14 protein-coding genes are annotated in these 14,535 nt (G+C 66.2%); all 14 read right to left on the bottom strand.

Annotated elements, in window-relative coordinates:
* Positions 1-292 precede the first annotated feature (292 nt).
* The 14 genes from ASG77_RS17130 to ASG77_RS17065 all read right to left on the bottom strand — a co-directional run bounded on the left by ASG77_RS17130 (position 293) and on the right by ASG77_RS17065 (position 14,513).
* Positions 293-1,222: a 4-phosphopantoate--beta-alanine ligase gene (locus ASG77_RS17130; protein WP_056347723.1), complete on the bottom strand. Its 930-nt coding sequence runs from the start codon at positions 1,220-1,222 to the stop codon at positions 293-295.
* 1 nt (position 1,223) lies between these two features.
* Positions 1,224-2,114, bottom strand: coding sequence for a Rossmann-like and DUF2520 domain-containing protein (locus tag ASG77_RS17125; protein WP_056347722.1), 891 nt, complete (start codon positions 2,112-2,114; stop codon positions 1,224-1,226).
* The gene (locus ASG77_RS17120; protein WP_056347721.1) at positions 2,107-3,681 is read right to left on the bottom strand and encodes a PH domain-containing protein; all 1,575 of its coding nucleotides are present in this window, start codon (positions 3,679-3,681) and stop codon (positions 2,107-2,109) included. The genes ASG77_RS17125 and ASG77_RS17120 overlap by 8 nt, the downstream gene beginning before the upstream one ends.
* Positions 3,678-4,190 carry a PH domain-containing protein gene (locus tag ASG77_RS17115; RefSeq protein WP_056347719.1) on the bottom strand — a complete coding sequence of 171 codons (513 nt, stop codon included), beginning with the start codon at positions 4,188-4,190 and terminating at the stop codon, positions 3,678-3,680. Before ASG77_RS17115 ends, ASG77_RS17120 begins: the two co-directional genes overlap by 4 nt.
* Positions 4,171-4,704 (bottom strand): DUF3180 domain-containing protein, encoded by a 534-nt coding sequence (locus ASG77_RS17110; RefSeq protein WP_056347717.1) that lies wholly within the window; start codon positions 4,702-4,704, stop codon positions 4,171-4,173. Before ASG77_RS17110 ends, ASG77_RS17115 begins: the two co-directional genes overlap by 20 nt.
* A gap of 3 nt (positions 4,705-4,707) precedes the next feature.
* The gene (gene folK, locus ASG77_RS17105; RefSeq protein ID WP_056347715.1) at positions 4,708-5,247 is read right to left on the bottom strand and encodes a 2-amino-4-hydroxy-6-hydroxymethyldihydropteridine diphosphokinase; all 540 of its coding nucleotides are present in this window, start codon (positions 5,245-5,247) and stop codon (positions 4,708-4,710) included.
* Positions 5,244-5,603, bottom strand: a complete 360-nt coding sequence (folB, locus tag ASG77_RS17100; RefSeq protein WP_056347713.1) for a dihydroneopterin aldolase — start codon at positions 5,601-5,603, stop codon at positions 5,244-5,246. Before folB ends, folK begins: the two co-directional genes overlap by 4 nt.
* A gap of 11 nt (positions 5,604-5,614) precedes the next feature.
* Positions 5,615-6,535 carry a dihydropteroate synthase gene (folP, locus tag ASG77_RS17095; protein WP_056347711.1) on the bottom strand — a complete coding sequence of 307 codons (921 nt, stop codon included), beginning with the start codon at positions 6,533-6,535 and terminating at the stop codon, positions 5,615-5,617.
* Positions 6,536-6,545: 10 nt separating this feature from the next.
* Positions 6,546-7,190 carry a GTP cyclohydrolase I FolE gene (gene folE / locus ASG77_RS17090; protein WP_056347709.1) on the bottom strand — a complete coding sequence of 215 codons (645 nt, stop codon included), beginning with the start codon at positions 7,188-7,190 and terminating at the stop codon, positions 6,546-6,548.
* A 10-nt stretch (positions 7,191-7,200) separates the two neighbouring features.
* The gene (gene ftsH / locus ASG77_RS17085) at positions 7,201-9,267 is read right to left on the bottom strand and encodes an ATP-dependent zinc metalloprotease FtsH (RefSeq protein ID WP_056347706.1); all 2,067 of its coding nucleotides are present in this window, start codon (positions 9,265-9,267) and stop codon (positions 7,201-7,203) included.
* A gap of 177 nt (positions 9,268-9,444) precedes the next feature.
* Positions 9,445-10,992: a glycoside hydrolase family 32 protein gene (locus tag ASG77_RS17080; protein ID WP_056347703.1), complete on the bottom strand. Its 1,548-nt coding sequence runs from the start codon at positions 10,990-10,992 to the stop codon at positions 9,445-9,447.
* 74 nt (positions 10,993-11,066) lie between these two features.
* Positions 11,067-12,110: a LacI family DNA-binding transcriptional regulator gene (locus ASG77_RS17075; protein WP_056347701.1), complete on the bottom strand. Its 1,044-nt coding sequence runs from the start codon at positions 12,108-12,110 to the stop codon at positions 11,067-11,069.
* 90 nt (positions 12,111-12,200) lie between these two features.
* On the bottom strand, positions 12,201-13,568 hold the full coding sequence (locus tag ASG77_RS17070; RefSeq protein WP_056347699.1) for a right-handed parallel beta-helix repeat-containing protein: 1,368 nt from the start codon (positions 13,566-13,568) through the stop codon (positions 12,201-12,203).
* A gap of 27 nt (positions 13,569-13,595) precedes the next feature.
* Positions 13,596-14,513: a carbohydrate ABC transporter permease gene (locus ASG77_RS17065; protein ID WP_200950794.1), complete on the bottom strand. Its 918-nt coding sequence runs from the start codon at positions 14,511-14,513 to the stop codon at positions 13,596-13,598.
* Positions 14,514-14,535 lie beyond the last annotated feature (22 nt).

Genomic DNA, 14,535 nt, shown 5'->3' with positions numbered 1-14,535 from the left:
CGCACCCATGCCCCGCCGCCGACAGTGTCGACGCCCTGCCCATGCTGATCTGCGGGGGCCTGACTAGGACCTCCATGGCCGGGTCCCCGCGCAATGGTTCCCCTGATGAGTTAGGTGCGGGAGGCGGGCGCTGTCCCCGAACGGGCACCTTTGGTGACACCGTTGGGTGCGTTCCTGGCCCGCCAACCAACCATCCGGGCACAGTCAAATGATTCCATGAAGAACGCTACGCGCTCATCGTAATTCCCCCGGGGGGATCCGAGGGCTTGCGTGCGGAGCCGGACGCTACCTATCAGCTGCTCAGCGGCACGTTGTCGATCAGCCGGACCGGCCCCACCTTGGCGGCGATGAGAGCCAGGCCTTCGCCGCGGAACGGGACTTTCCGGCAGTTCTCGGCCAGCGGCTCAAGGGTGAGCGGATCCACGACGTCGAAGTAGTCCAGTCCCACCAACGACTGCGATTCAACCATGGCCCGGGCCGATTCCAGATCAAGCGGCTGGTGGGCAGTTGCCCGCTCCGCCAGGAGCCGCAGCGCCTGTGACAGGACCAGGGCGGCCTCACGCTCCTCTGCGGAAAGGAACCGGTTGCGGCTGGACAGGGCCAGCCCGTCCTCGGACCGGACGGTGGGCACGGCAACAATTTCGACCGGGAAGTTCAGGTCCGCCACCATCCGGCGAACCAGGGCCAGCTGCTGGGCGTCCTTTTGCCCGAAATACGCCCGGTACGCCGGCAGTCCCCCGCCGCCCCCGGAGACGAAGGCCCCGGTCGCAGGCAGCCCCGAGCGCGGGATCCCGTAGTGCAGCAGCTTGGCAACCACCGTGAGGGCGCCGTCGAAATGGCCCGGCCGTGAGGCGCCTTCCCACTTTTCCCCCAGGGAGCCGGCGGTCACGCGGACCAGCGGCTCGCCGCCGGGATAGACCTCTTCCACCGAAGGCGCAAACACGAGGTCCACGCCCTGCTCCTCAAGCAGGGCAAGATCGGCGTCGAGCGTGCGCGGGTACCGGTCCAGATCCACCGCATCGCCGAACTGGAGCGGGTTCACAAAGATGGACGCCACCACTACGTCATTCTGTTCGACGGCGGTGCGCGCCAGCCGGGCGTGGCCTTCGTGCAGCGCGCCCATGGTGGGCACCAGGCCCTGGGACCTGCCCGCCTTCTGCGCGAGCAGCCGGGCACTCGCCTCCCTGAGCTCTGCGGCGGTTGTCACCAGTTGCGTGGCCATGTCAGCTTCCCTCTTCCAGGGCCGCGCGGAGGGCCCCCACTTGATCCTCTTTGAGCAGCCCCCGGCTGCTGGCCCGCCGTGCCGTGGCGCGGGCCATGGCGAGGTAAGCCTCCAGCACATCGCCGTGCGCACCGGCGTCGTACTCCCTTAACGCCACGGCGTGGGCCGCCACTGTCCCCACATCGCCGCGGGCCACCGGACCGGTCAGCGCCGATTCGCCTGAGGCGAGCGCGTTCTCCAGCGTGGCCCTCAGCAAAGGCCCCAGCATCCGCTCCGGTGCGTCGACGCCAACGTCGCGGAGCAGCTGCGAAGCCTGCGCCACCAGGGTGACCATATGGTTCGAGCCATGGGCGAGGGCCGTGTGATAAAGCGTCCGGTCCCCCTCGGCGATGGCCACCGGTTCGGCACCCATCTCCACTACCAGCGCCTGGGCAATGGGCAGCATCGCTGCATCAGCGGTCACGCCGAAGGTGCAGTCCAGCAGTCGTGTCAGGTCCAGGCTCATGCCCGTGAACGTCATGGCGGGGTGCAGTGCAAGGGGGATGGCTCCGGCGGCGCGCACCGGGCGAAGCACCCCCACGCCGAACCGGCCTGAGGTATGGGCCACAATCTGTCCAGGCTGCCACGCGCCGAGTTTGGCGAGTCCGTCCACCAGCCCGGCCAAGGCGTCGTCGGGCACTGCCAGGAGCACCAGTTCGGACCGTTCCACAATCTCTTGGATCTCCAGGATGGGCACGCCGGGCAGCAGCGTCTCCGCCCGTTCACGGCTGGCCTCGGACACCGCGGAAACCCCGACGACGGCGTGTTCGGCTGAGCGCAACGCCGCACCAAGGACGGCGCCAACTTTCCCGGCACCGATGATTCCGACGCCAAGGCGCCCGGGCTTAGCCACGTTGCGGGCCTTCCTGTTGGGGAGTTTGTTGCGGCGCGCTGGTTTCGACGGACTCAACCACCGGAGTTTCGACAGGCTCAACCACCGGAGCTGGCTCAACGACCGGAGCGGGCACCACCGTTGCCAGCCAGTGTTCACTGGTCTGCCGCTTGCGGGCGAGCCGGGCGCGGGCGGACTGGGCATCAAAAAGGGCCCGGGCCTCGTCAAGTCCGGCCTGGGTGAGCCGCGGCGAGACCGGCCCCGCCGTGGTGTGCAGGACAAGGTCCGCCACGCCGAACCGCCGTGCGAGTGGACCCTGGTGCAGTGCCATTGACTGGGTGCGCTGGTGCGGGACCACCACCAGTTCCCGCCACCACCGGCCCGAGCGGAGCAGCAGTGCGGTGTCAGTGGTGGCGAAGCCGTTTCGGCGCCAGCCCAGCGGCGCGAGGAACCTGCCGCGGTGCGGCGTGGTGACAAAACCGCCGTCGGAATCCAATCCCGAGATCCCGGCCGCGAAAATGCGTCCGGGCTCCGGCGTTCCGGGATCCGGCAGCACGAGTGCGAGCATGGACATCACGTCGGGCAGCTTGCCTACGGGCAGCAGCGTGGTCCGGGACGCCGTCTCGCCGTTGCTCCCCACTGCGCCGTACCCGGCCACGTTGACCTGGATCCGGTACCAGCCGAAGATCCGCCATAGTGGGGACTGTGCCACTTTCAGCGCCTGGACCCTGCCCGGGGGCAGCGTCTGCGCCTGCGTGTCCAAGAGCCCGTAGCGGAGCCGGATCCCGTCCGGCGATATGGCCGCGGTGAAGTTGTAGCCCTTGTTAAAGGACCCCCAGTAGCTGGCGGCAAGGCCCAGCACCGCCGGGATCAGGTAGAAGAAGAAGCCGCGGTTGTCCGTCACGACGGACAGGATCACGGAGGCGATGCCGCCCACCACCACAAAGAAGCTCTGCTCACTGAGCAACAGGGAACCGATAAGGCGCGACGGCGGCACGGACAGCACCGGATATTCGGGCGCCTCGGGCGCGGCCTCCTGCGGGCGGGCCGGGTCCGGGACCACGCCTGCGGCCCGTGCCAGGATGGTGGCCCGGAGCTGGCGGGCGTCGTCCATCCGCAGGTACGCCAGTTTGACGGCCGATTCACCGGCGTCGGCCACCTCAAACTTGAGTTCGGCGAGGCCGAAGATCCTGGCCAGGAGGGGCTGCACGATGTCGATGGCCTGGACGCGGTCCAGCCGGGCCTGGCGCTGCTGGCGGAAGAGGAAGCCGGAGTTGACCCGGACGTACCCTTCGGCGACCTGGTACTTGGTGAAGTACCACGTCAGGATGAAGCCCAGCACGGTCACCACCAGGACGATGCCGCCGCCGGCCACCAGCCAGGGTGCCCGGCCGGCGAAGTCCTCCTCGAACAGAGGACGGCCCTGTAGCAGCCGTTCGAAAAAGTCCCGCCCGAAGAAGAAACCAATGGCCGCCAGGGCCACCCAGCCGCGCACAAATGGGGACGCCGGGTGCACACGCAGCCACTCGCCGTCGGGCGCCACCGGAACCGCGGTCGGTGCGCCGGCCTCCGGAACGTTTGCCGTCACAGCCCTGCCAGCCTCGCTTCACCGCGGGCGGCGAGCTGCTCGCGCAGGCGTGCCCCTTCCGCCGCGGGCAGGCCGGGGATGGTGGCGTTGGTTCCGGGTGAGGCGGTGTGGAGTTTGAGCGTGCAGAGTCCCAGCCCGCGTTCCACCGGGCCCACGCCGATGTCCACGTATTGCATGCGGCCATAGGGAACCGTCATGGTCCGTTGGAAGAAAATGCCGCCGCGGATCAGCAGGTCATCGTCGCGTTCGGCGTAACCGATGGCGCGCACCTGGCGCGGAATCAGCAGCAGGCGCCAGATGGCCAGAACCAGAGTCACCGCCGGGACGGTGATGGCCAGCCACAGCGGCGGCCACCGCCACCAGCCGAGCAGGACAGAGATGAGGGGCAGGGTCAGGACAATCACCGTGACCAGGTTCCCGATGGCCCACTGCACCAGCCGCACCGTGACGTATTTCGGGGATACCCGCTGCCAGTTAATGCCCGGCGGATCAATCGCCTCTGTACGCATATTCGCCTTCCCCTGCGGCTTCGCCTCGTACTCCGCGGCCGGGTTTCCCCTCACCGGGCGTTGCATCCGTGTCTTCGGGCGGGATCTTGCAGAACCGCTCCACCAGCAGGCCGACGACGATCATCACCAGACCGCCGGCAGCGATCGCGACTGCCACCCAGGTGATGCCCTGGTCGCTGCGCAGGTTCCAGATCCGCAGCTGGTCCAGGAAGATTCCAACATGCCAGCCCAGCAGGACGGTGCCCACGTAAGCGCACGCCTGGGCCAGCACCAGGGTCCTGGCGGCCAGGATCGGGTCCAATGCCTTTTTGCGTTTGGTGCTGTTGCGCCACCGGAGCACACGGATGCCAAGCACCAGGGTGATGGCAACAATCACGCCCATGGTGGCCAGCGCGGTAGCCGGAAGAACCGGCGTGGCCATGCTGTAGCGTGTGGTCACCACGGTGGCGGACCAGCCGGCCACGGTCAGGACGAGGCCGATCAGCAGCAGGCGGACAGGGTTGATGGGCTTCACCGGTTACTCGACCGCCCCGGCTGTGGGGACGCCGTCGTAATCGCCGAAACCGTCGAACGGGGCAAGGTCGTCAAAGTCGGGGGCACGGGCAGCCAGCTCGCTGATGCGTTCCCCGCCCAGGGTGGCAGCCGGCTCGATCAGCGACCACGGATACAGCACAAAGGCGCGTCCGGCCGCGCGCGGGTGCGGCAGGGTCAGCACCGGGTCGTCACTGGTGAGGTCGCCGTAGGTGATGATGTCGACGTCGAGCGTCCGCGCCCCCCAGCGCACTTCACGCACGCGGAGGTGCTTGTTTTCCACGGCCTGGCAGTGCTTCAGCAGTTCCGCCGGGGACAGCGTGGTTTCCACGGTGATGATCATGTTCAGGAAGTCGGGCTGGCCGGCCGGGCCGCCCACGGCTTTGGTCTGCACCACCGGGGAAACGGCCTGCAGCCGGACCTCCGGCGGGTCCACCAGGTCGGCAACGGCCTCGGACAGGGTGTCGTTCCGCTCACCCAAGTTGCTGCCGAGGGCCAGGACGGCTTTGGTGTACCCGCCGGTCATGGCCGCTCCCGGTGCACGCTGACAGCCACATCCCCGAAGGGCACCTCGATGGGTGCCTTGGGTTTGTGGACGGTGATGTCCACGGCCTGGATGGTGAATTCGGCAAGCAGGCCATCGGCGATCCGGACGGCCAGGGCCTCGATCAGGTTCAGCGGCTCCCCCGTGATCCAGTCCTTGATCCGCTCAGCCACTTCGCCGTAGTGGGCAGTGTCCCGCACGTCGTCAGATACTGCGGCTTTGGCGAAGTCGAGGTGCAACACGGCGTCCACCACAAACGGCTGGCCCGCACGGCGCTCGAAATCGAAGACTCCGTGATGGCCGACGGCGGTGACACCGCTCAGCGTGATCCTGTCCATGGGTGCCCGGCCTAGGTGGTGGTAGGGGCGGCGGCCATCCGCGCGGCCACCTTGACGGCGTCAAGGCTTGGAGCGACGTCGTGCACACGGACGGCCCAGGCCCCCCGGAATGCGCTGATCGCGGTGATTGCGGCCGTGGCGGCGCCGCGTTCCTCCGGGGCGGCGGACTTGCCGGCGACCGTGAGGAGTGTGCCCAGGAAACGCTTGCGGGAAGCTGCCACCAGGACCTTGTGCCCCAGGCTGCCCAGCTGGTCCAGGTGCTGCAGGAGCTCCCAGTTCTGGGCGTCGTTCTTGGCGAACCCCAAGCCCGGGTCAATGATGATCTGCTCTTGGCTCACCCCGGCTGCGTAGAGCTTGTCGCGGACGCCGGCCAGTTCAGCCACCACTTCGCCGGCCACGTCCTGGTATTGGGCCAGGGAGTCCATGGTGCGGGCGTCGCCGCGACGGTGCGTGAGCACATAGGGGACCTTGGACGCGGCCACGAGCTCGGCCATCTCAGGTTCGATGGTCAACCCGGAAACATCGTTGATGATGGCGGCGCCGGCCTTCAGGGCAGCGGCGGCCGTGGCGGCGTGGGTGGTGTCGATGCTGACCAGGGCGCCCGCCTTGACCAGGGCCTCGATGACGGGGATCACCCGGCGCTGTTCTTCCTCCGGGGTCACGTCCTCAGCGCCGGGGCGCGTCGATTCGCCGCCGACGTCGATGATGTCCGCGCCGGCGTAGAACATCCGCAGGCCCGCCGCGATGGCAGTGTCCGCCGTCGCGTGCTTTCCGCCGTCGCTGAAGGAGTCCGGGGTGACATTCAGGATGCCCATGACCAGGGTGCGGCCTGTGGGCAGGTCCGCGAATTTCGCGGCCGGGAGCGGTTTGCGCAGGATGGGCAGCGGAGATGTAGCGGGCCCGGTTCCCGGGGCTGCAGCGAGTGAGTCCATGGTCTGATACTTACCTTCCGAGGATGAGGCTCATGGCTTCGGCACGGGTGGCCGGGTCATGAAGCTGCCCGCGGACCGCGCTGGTGACGGTCTTTGCTCCGGGCTTGCGGACACCGCGCATGGACATGCACATATGTTCGCATTCGACAACGACAATCGCGCCACGCGGCTTGAGGTGGCTGACCATTGCTTCGACGATCTGGGTGGTGAGCCTCTCCTGCACCTGGGGGCGCCGGGCGTAGATGTCCACGAGGCGTGCCAGCTTGCTGAGTCCGGTCACTTTGCCGTCATGGGAGGGAATGTAGCCGACGTGGGCAACCCCGTGGAACGGCACGAGGTGGTGCTCGCACGTTGAGTAGAACGGGATGTCCTTGACCAGGACCAGTTCTTCGTGGTCCAGGTCGAAGGTGGTGGAAAGGACGTCCGCGGGATCGTGGTGCAGTCCCGAGAACACCTCGGCGTAGGCCTTGGCCACCCGTCGGGGGGTGTCTACAAGGCCGCTGCGGTCCGGGTCCTCGCCGATGGCCAGAAGGATTTCACGGACTGCCGCCTCGATCCGGGGCCGGTCCACTTTCTCGTGCTTTTTGTGGTGGGAGCCGTCCTCCGCCGGGTGTCCGGCGGAGGCGGGAGCGTCGTCGTCGTCGAAGTGAGTCACAGGAGAAAGCTTAGCCGTGCGTGGCGTCAGGCCCCGAGTCGGGGATGCCGCCCTGGAACGCGGCGTCATCCGGGACACCCTGCGGGTGCGGCGGCAGCGCGTCCAGCGGTTCCTCGAGACGGGCCTCCTTGGCTTCCTCCTGGGCTTCGCGCTCAGACTTCTCCAGGCGGGATTCCACGGGGCCGGCCTGCTGGACCGGACGGGTCTCCTTGGACAGCCACACGTCGCGGAAGTCACGCTTGCGGATGTCCGTGAAGATGTGGGCGATCTCGGCCTGGTTGAGGGTCTCCCGTTCCAGGAGCTCCAGGGCCAACTGGTCCAGGACATCCCGGTTTTCGGTGAGGATGGCGTAAGCCTCGTCATGCGCCTGGTCGATCAGGCGGCGCACTTCCTCATCCACCACGTAGGCGATCTGGTCCGAGTAGTTGCGCTCGTGCCCGGCGTCGCGGCCCAGGAAGGGTTCGCCGCCGCCCTGGCCCAGGCGCACTGCGCCGACACGCTCGCTCATGCCGAACTCGGTGACCATCTTGCGGGCCGTGGAGGTGGCCTTTTCGATGTCATTGGAGGCTCCCGTGGAGGGATCGTGGAACACGATCTCCTCCGCCACGCGCCCGCCCATCGCGTAGGCCATCTGGTCCAGCAGTTCGTTGCGGGTGATGGAGTACTTGTCATTCTCAGGGACCACCATGGTGTAGCCCAGGGCCCGGCCGCGGGGCAGGATGGTGATCTTGGTGACCGGCGCGGAGTTCCGCAGCGCGGCCGCCACCAGTGCGTGTCCGCCCTCGTGGTATGCGGTGATCTTGCGCTCGTGTTCCTTCATCACGCGGCTGCGCTTCTGCGGGCCGGCCATAACGCGGTCGATCGCCTCGTCCAGGGCGCGGTCATCGATGAGGTTGGCATTGGAGCGCGCGGTCAGCAGGGCTGCCTCGTTCAGGACATTCGCGAGATCCGCACCGGTGTAGCCCGGGGTCTTCTTCGCCACAGCCTTGAGGTCAACGCCCGGGGCCATCGGTTTGCCCTTGGCGTGCACCTGCAGGATCTGGTCGCGGCCGATCAGGTCCGGGGCGTCCACTGAGATCTGGCGGTCAAAACGACCGGGACGCAGCAGGGCCGGGTCCAGGACGTCGGGGCGGTTGGTGGCCGCAATCAGGATGACGTTGGTCTTGACGTCAAAGCCGTCCATTTCAACCAGCAACTGGTTGAGGGTCTGCTCGCGTTCGTCGTTGCCGCCGCCGATGCCGGCACCGCGGTGACGGCCGACGGCGTCGATCTCGTCCACAAAGATAATGGCCGGAGAGTTGGCCTTGGCCTGCTCAAAGAGGTCGCGGACACGGGACGCGCCCACGCCGACAAACATTTCGACGAAGTCCGAGCCGGAGATGGAGAAGAACGGCACGCCGGCCTCACCGGCGACGGCACGGGCCAGCAGGGTCTTGCCCGTTCCCGGAGCGCCGTACAGCAGCACGCCCTTGGGGATCTTGGCGCCCACAGCCTGGAACTTGGCCGGTTCCTGCAGGAACTCCTTAATTTCCTGGAGCTCCTCCACAGCCTCGTCCGCGCCGGCAACGTCAACGAAGGTCACCTGCGGCATGTCCTTGTTGACCATCTTGGCCTTGGACTTGCCGAACTGCATGATCTTCGAGCCGCCGCCCTGCATCCGGGTCATCAGGAACCAGAACAGCGCACCAAGCAGAATGACAGGGATGAGCAGCGAGAGCAGGCCGGAGAACCAGTTGCTTTCGATCGGCTGGTCCGTGTAGCCGTTCGCGGGCTTGGCAGCGGTGACTGCTTTGACCACGTCGATGGCGCGGGCGTCGACGAAGAAGAACTGGACGCTCTTGCCCTTGTCCTGCCCGTTGACATCCAGGTTGTCCTTGAGGGTCAGGTCAACGCGGTTTTCGCCGTCGAAGATCTTTGCCTGCTCAACCTTGCCGCTGTCGGCGAGGAGCTCAAGGCCCTTGTCCGTATCGATCCGTGCCGCACCACCGGGAGCCAGTGTTGCAAAAGCCACGAGAAGCATGGCGATCACAACAACGATCCAGATGCCCGGGCCCTTGAAGAAACTCTTAGCTTTCATCTGTTCGGGGGCTGGCCCCGTCCCTCCTGGTAGTGCTGCACGGCGAGTGAGTCTACGCGCGTGTGGTGCTGCATCAGCTACTAGCTATACACCGTTCGGAGTAATTCACGCACGGTGCCGCGCAAAAGTTCCCTCAGGGCGTAGCAGGATGTGGGAGGCAAAGCGGAACTCCCCAGGTCAGCCGACTGCGGCGACAGCCAGTTTCCGGAAGATTGCCGCGCCGCCCTCGGCGAACACGGACGAACCCTTGTTTCCAACGCGCGGGAAGATCAGGTCGGTCAGGACCACTTTCCCGCCCTGGGCGAAGACCTCAACTGAGCAATGGTCGACGACGATGCGCAGCGTGAGCACGCCGTCCTCCAGCGCGACAGGGGCGGACTCCACGGACGCGAAGGCCTGGTGGAATGCCGTTTCCCCCGCATCGGTGCGGTCCAGGGTCAGCACCCCGGCGGCGGGTTCGTAGGCGAGGACGGCGGCGCCGCCGTCGGAATCCTCCCAGAGCCGGAAACCGCAGCGGTCCGCGGCGCCTGGAAGAATCTCCGCGTCGATTACCTGCGCCTCGCCTGGCAGGATTTCCGGCAGCGGCTGCACACCGTGGAGCTCGCGGCCGTCCAGGCGCTGGACACTCTCAAGGGGCGGAAGAACGGGGGCCTGGACCAGGGCCGGACGCCCGTCCACCGTTTCCAGCGAGACCTCACGGACCAGCGACATCCCGGACCGCCACGGGAACGTGGGCAGGCTGTTGGCGTAGTCCCAGTTGCTGAGCCAGCCGATCATGAGGCGCCGTCCGTCGGGAATATTACTGAAGGAGACGGCGGCGTAGTAGTCGCGGCCCCAGTCCAGCCAGCGGCATTCGCGGAGCCGTCCAGCCTCGGCGCCCGCACCGCTGGTTGCGTAGACCGGGGAGTCAAGCAGGGACGACGGATCCGGCGTGAACGTGAAGCCGTCGAAGTCGCCTACGAAGTATTGCCCGCCGGAGCCTCCGGCCACTGCACCGGGGTTGATGTTGACCACCAGCACCCACTTGGTCCTGTCCGGATCGCCGTCCACGGGAAGCGGGAAGAGGTCCGGGCATTCCCACTCTCCCCCGGCTGCGTTGGCTGGTCCGAACTCGCTGGCCAGCTCCCAGTCGCGCAGGTTGGCGGAGCGGTAGAAGACGACCTTTTGCTCCCCCGCTTCGACCGCGGCCATCACCCAGCACAGGCCGTCAGGGCCGGGGTAACTGAAGACCTTGGGGTCGCGGAAGTTAGCCGAGCCGCGCGTCAGAACGGGGTTGCCCGCAAACTTGGTCCAGGTCATGCCGGCGTCGTTGCTGTAGGCCAGCGACTGGGCCTGGGTGCCTTCGTAGTCGGCGCCGGACTTGAAGGCGCTGGTGTAGATGGCCACGAGGGGCGGGTTTTCGGCGCTGCCGAAGCCCGAACAGTTGGCGTGGTCAACCACGATGCTGCCGGAGTAGATGTCCTCGGCGTCGTCGCAGGCTATGGCCACGGGCTGCTCGGTCCACTGCACCAGGTCGGTGGATGTGGCGTGGCCCCAGGACATATTGCCCCACACGTTCCCGTGCGGGTTGTTCTGGTAGTAGAGGTGATACGTGCCCCGGTAAAACACCAGGCCATTGGGGTCATTGAGCCAGGTGTCCCGCGCCGTGTAATGCAGGGCCGGACGCAGGTGCGGCGTCCCGGCCTGGTCCGTCTCGGGGCGTGCGTCATCAAGGTAACTGGACATGGGTGGTGGGTCCTTGGTCTGGTGTGGGTAGGTTCTGGCCTTGGCCCTTGTAACTGGCGGTAACGCAGCAGCGGTCACCGCGCGGGCGGCGCCACCGAATCGCGCAGCACCGGCGGGCAGTCCAGGATGGTCGGGTGGAGCGCCATGAGGGCCAGGTCCGTCTTACCCTCGATGGCGTCGATCAGGTTCTCGGCGGCCCAGGCACCCATTTCGTAGTGCGGCAGGGCCACCGTGGTCAGGCCCGGGTACAGGTTTGCAGCGATGAGTTCCTGGTCATCGAAGCCCACCACGGACAGGTCGCCGGGGATGGACAGCCCCAGCTCCGCCGCGGCCCGGTAGGCGCCCATGGCCATCCGGTCGTTGTAGCAAAACAGCCCGGTGGGCCTGTCTTCACGCCCCAGCATCCGGCGGGCGGCCTCATAGCCTCCCTGCACTTCGGAGATCTCCGACTCGACAGGTGCCGCGTCGCCGTCGAGCCCTGCCTCCGTCAGTGTGGCCCGGAAGCCGCGAAGGCGGTCCCGGGTTGCGGGGACGTTGTCGGTGTTGTTAAGGAAGCCGATGCGGGTATGGCCGGCCGCCAGGAGGATTCCGACGGCGGCACGGGCACCGCCCTCCTCGTCCGGCACAACGGCGGTGATGCTGCCGCCGGTGCTGACGGAGTCCACCAGAACGGACGGCACGCTGCCAAGGTTTACCGGCACCTGCACGTGGCGGTGGTACATGGTGGCGTAGAGGATGCCGTCGACGCGGCGCTCGAGGAGGGCCTCGACGTCGGCATCCCTGGATTCGGGGCTCGCGGTTCCGGAGGTGTTGATGATCATCAGGTTGTAGCCGCGGGCACGGGCTGCCTCGTCCGCGCCCAGAATGATGCGTCCTGCATGGGGTGTGGTGGCGATGTCCTCACTGACCAGGCCCAGCATTCCGGTCCGCTGGGTGCGGAGCGCCTGGGCGAGCCGGTTGGGCCCGTAGCCGAGCTGTTCGGCGGCGGACTTCACCTTGTCCCTGGTTTCCGGACTGATCCGTGCGTACTTCACGTCATTCAGGACGTGGGAGACCGTGGTCACAGACACCCCGGCGGCGACTGCTACGTCCTTGATACCGACTGATCTATTGGTCATTGGTCTCCCACGTCCTCATGGTGTTGGTGCTGTTCCAGTAAGGCTACAGACGAGTAATCGTTTCCCTGACGTGGCCGTAGCCTGAACGGGTTACTGGGCCACAAGTGCAGGTGCCGCCTGGAAACCGACCGTGGGTGTGGCCCTCAAGGCGTTGAAAGCCCTATCTGCGATGACTTGGGCATCACTTCCGGAATCAAGGATCGTATTCCGAGCTGATTCGGAATCGACCATCACGGCCGTAACGGCGAGGCCGTCCGATGCCTCGGTCGTCAGCAGAGCGTCCACCTGAGCCGAGAAGCAGGAGTCACTTGACTTGGAGTGAACGTCCAGCGCCACCACGTGGTTGTTGGAGACGAAGTTGCCAACCCCCGCCATCAGCCGGATGATGACAGGCGTCGCACCTGTCGGCCGGATGCTCTGTGAGTCGATGATCTCGGAGAAGTGGTTGCCGACGACAGAGTTGTTGCTACCGCTGACACAGAGAAGTCCGTAGAGGTCGTCCAGGCCGTTGTCGACTCCCAGGAAGGGCGTCCAGGGCTCATGGTCACGCAGGAAGTGATTCGTGGCCACGAGGTTCTCCGAACTGTTCGCTGCGAGAACCACCATCCCGGGGTAGAACGAATGCAAACGGTTGTTGGTGACGCTTGAACGCGTGACGCCGTCGAGATGGACGCTGCTCGCACCACGGGGGAAGATGTTGTTCGCGGTGATCAGGAGCCCACCATGGTTCTGGGCGTAGATCGAGTGGCCTTTGAAGCCCGCTCCCACCAGGTTGTCGGTGATCTTTGATGCCTGTCCCCACCCGCGCAGCTCGATGCAGCTTCCGCATTCAGCGATGAAGTTGTCGTGAATGGAAAGCGCGTCCGCGTTGTAGATAGTGAGAGCGTTCTCAAGGTAGACGAACCCCATGCCGGTTACGCGGAATGAGTCATTGGCGTTCGCGACATAGATACCGGTCTTGCCGTTGACGTAGGTGTTCTCCGGAGGCATCCCCGAGCCGTCCGAGTTGAAGTGCAACCCGTCGATGCAGAAGTTGGAGAACTCGACCGAGCTGATCCGCGGGCTCCCGCTTCGCTCAACGTAAAAGGCGGCTCCCTTGGATTCCTCCCCGTCGCCCCCGAGGGGAATGTCGACGATAATGCGACTTCCTCCGGGCCACAGCTCATGCAAGTCGGGCCATTCGTCTTCGGGAACGTTGAACCGGATGCTCGACGACGTAAAGCCGTGTCCCGAGCCATGGATCCTGAGGAAGCTGACGTCGATCACCACCTGCGTACGAAGGTGGTAGTCCCCGGGCGGAATGTAGATCACCGCGCCTGGCTTTCCGCCATTGTTCGCATCGGTAACGGTCTGCCGGTCCTTGATGTCAGCGATGATGCTGTTGATTACTTCACCGACGTCCTCGGACGGATTGCCGACGGGCCACGTAGTCACGTCGTAGCAGTTGTTGCTTGACACAGGTTCTTCCCTTTGTGTTGTGGTTTCTCAGCCCTTGACGGCGCCGAGCGTCATGCCTGCGACGATCTTGCGCTGCAAGAGAAGCGTAAGAAGGATGACGGGGATGGAGTAGACGGCAGCGAGCGCCGTCATGGATCCCCAGTCGAGGCCGAACTGGGTCTGGAAGTTTGCGATGACCACAGGGGTGGTCTGGGACCGGACGGCGGTCATCAGGAGGGCGAACAGGAACTCGTTCCAGGAGGCGAGGAAGGCGAAGATCGCCGTGACCGCGATGCCGCCGGACACCACCGGGATGACCACACGCCACAGGGCGCCGAGCCTGCTGCAGCCGTCCACGGTGGCCGCTTCCTCCAGGTCCTGCGGCACGGCTTCGAAGAAGCTGGACATCAGCCAGATGGACAGCGGCAGCGAGATGGTGGTGTGGGCGATGGACAGGGCGATGGGGGTGTCAGCGAGTCCCACGGAGGACATCATCGATGCGAGCGGGATGCCGATGGCCACCGGCGGGACCATACGGGTGACCAGGGCGGCCATGATGAACACGCGGCCGCTGGGTGTCTTGTAGCGGGTGATGCCGTACGCGGCGGGAACGGCCAGCACGAGAGACAGGACGGTGCTGATAATGGCCGTCTGCGCGCTGTTGATGAACGAGGCCAGCACCCCGCTGCGTCCCAGGGCGTTGGTGTAGTTCTCCAGCGTCCATTCCCTGGGCAGGATGGTGGGCGGGACTGCGATGGTGTCGATCGGCGTCTTGAAGGACGTGAAGAGCAGGTAGAGGAACGGGAAGCCGTAGAAGATCATGGCCGCCGCGAGGAGGATCCAGAGCAGCGTCCTGGTGCTGCGCTTGCCTGCCTCAAGTCCCTCAGCGTGGTAGCGACGGCGGCGCGCGCCGTTGCCGTTCGACGCCGTGGTGCTGGGTGGGGAAGTCACTGTTGAGGTTGGCATGGTGGTCTCCGTTGCGGCTGGA

It is taken from the genome of Arthrobacter sp. Soil762, from assembly GCF_001428335.1.
GTDB lineage: Bacteria > Actinomycetota > Actinomycetes > Actinomycetales > Micrococcaceae > Arthrobacter.
Note: the sequence above shows the minus strand (reverse complement) of the source record. Positions and strands in the feature narration are given on the sequence as shown.

Bases quoted from the DNA above. Each gene is read 5' to 3' on its own strand.
- folK (WP_056347715.1), bottom strand. From the start codon at position 5,247: ATGACCGGCGGGTACACCAAAGCCGTCCTGGCCCTCGGCAGCAACTTG.
- ASG77_RS17130 (WP_056347723.1), bottom strand. From the start codon at position 1,222: ATGGCCACGCAACTGGTGACAACCGCCGCAGAGCTCAGGGAGGCGAGT.
- folP (WP_056347711.1), bottom strand. From the start codon at position 6,535: ATGGACTCACTCGCTGCAGCCCCGGGAACCGGGCCCGCTACATCTCCG.
- ASG77_RS17080 (WP_056347703.1), bottom strand. From the start codon at position 10,992: ATGTCCAGTTACCTTGATGACGCACGCCCCGAGACGGACCAGGCCGGG.
- ftsH (WP_056347706.1), bottom strand. From the start codon at position 9,267: ATGAAAGCTAAGAGTTTCTTCAAGGGCCCGGGCATCTGGATCGTTGTT.
- folB (WP_056347713.1), bottom strand. From the start codon at position 5,603: ATGGACAGGATCACGCTGAGCGGTGTCACCGCCGTCGGCCATCACGGA.
- ASG77_RS17065 (WP_200950794.1), bottom strand. From the start codon at position 14,513: ATGCCAACCTCAACAGTGACTTCCCCACCCAGCACCACGGCGTCGAAC.
- ASG77_RS17115 (WP_056347719.1), bottom strand. From the start codon at position 4,190: ATGCGTACAGAGGCGATTGATCCGCCGGGCATTAACTGGCAGCGGGTA.
- ASG77_RS17075 (WP_056347701.1), bottom strand. From the start codon at position 12,110: ATGACCAATAGATCAGTCGGTATCAAGGACGTAGCAGTCGCCGCCGGG.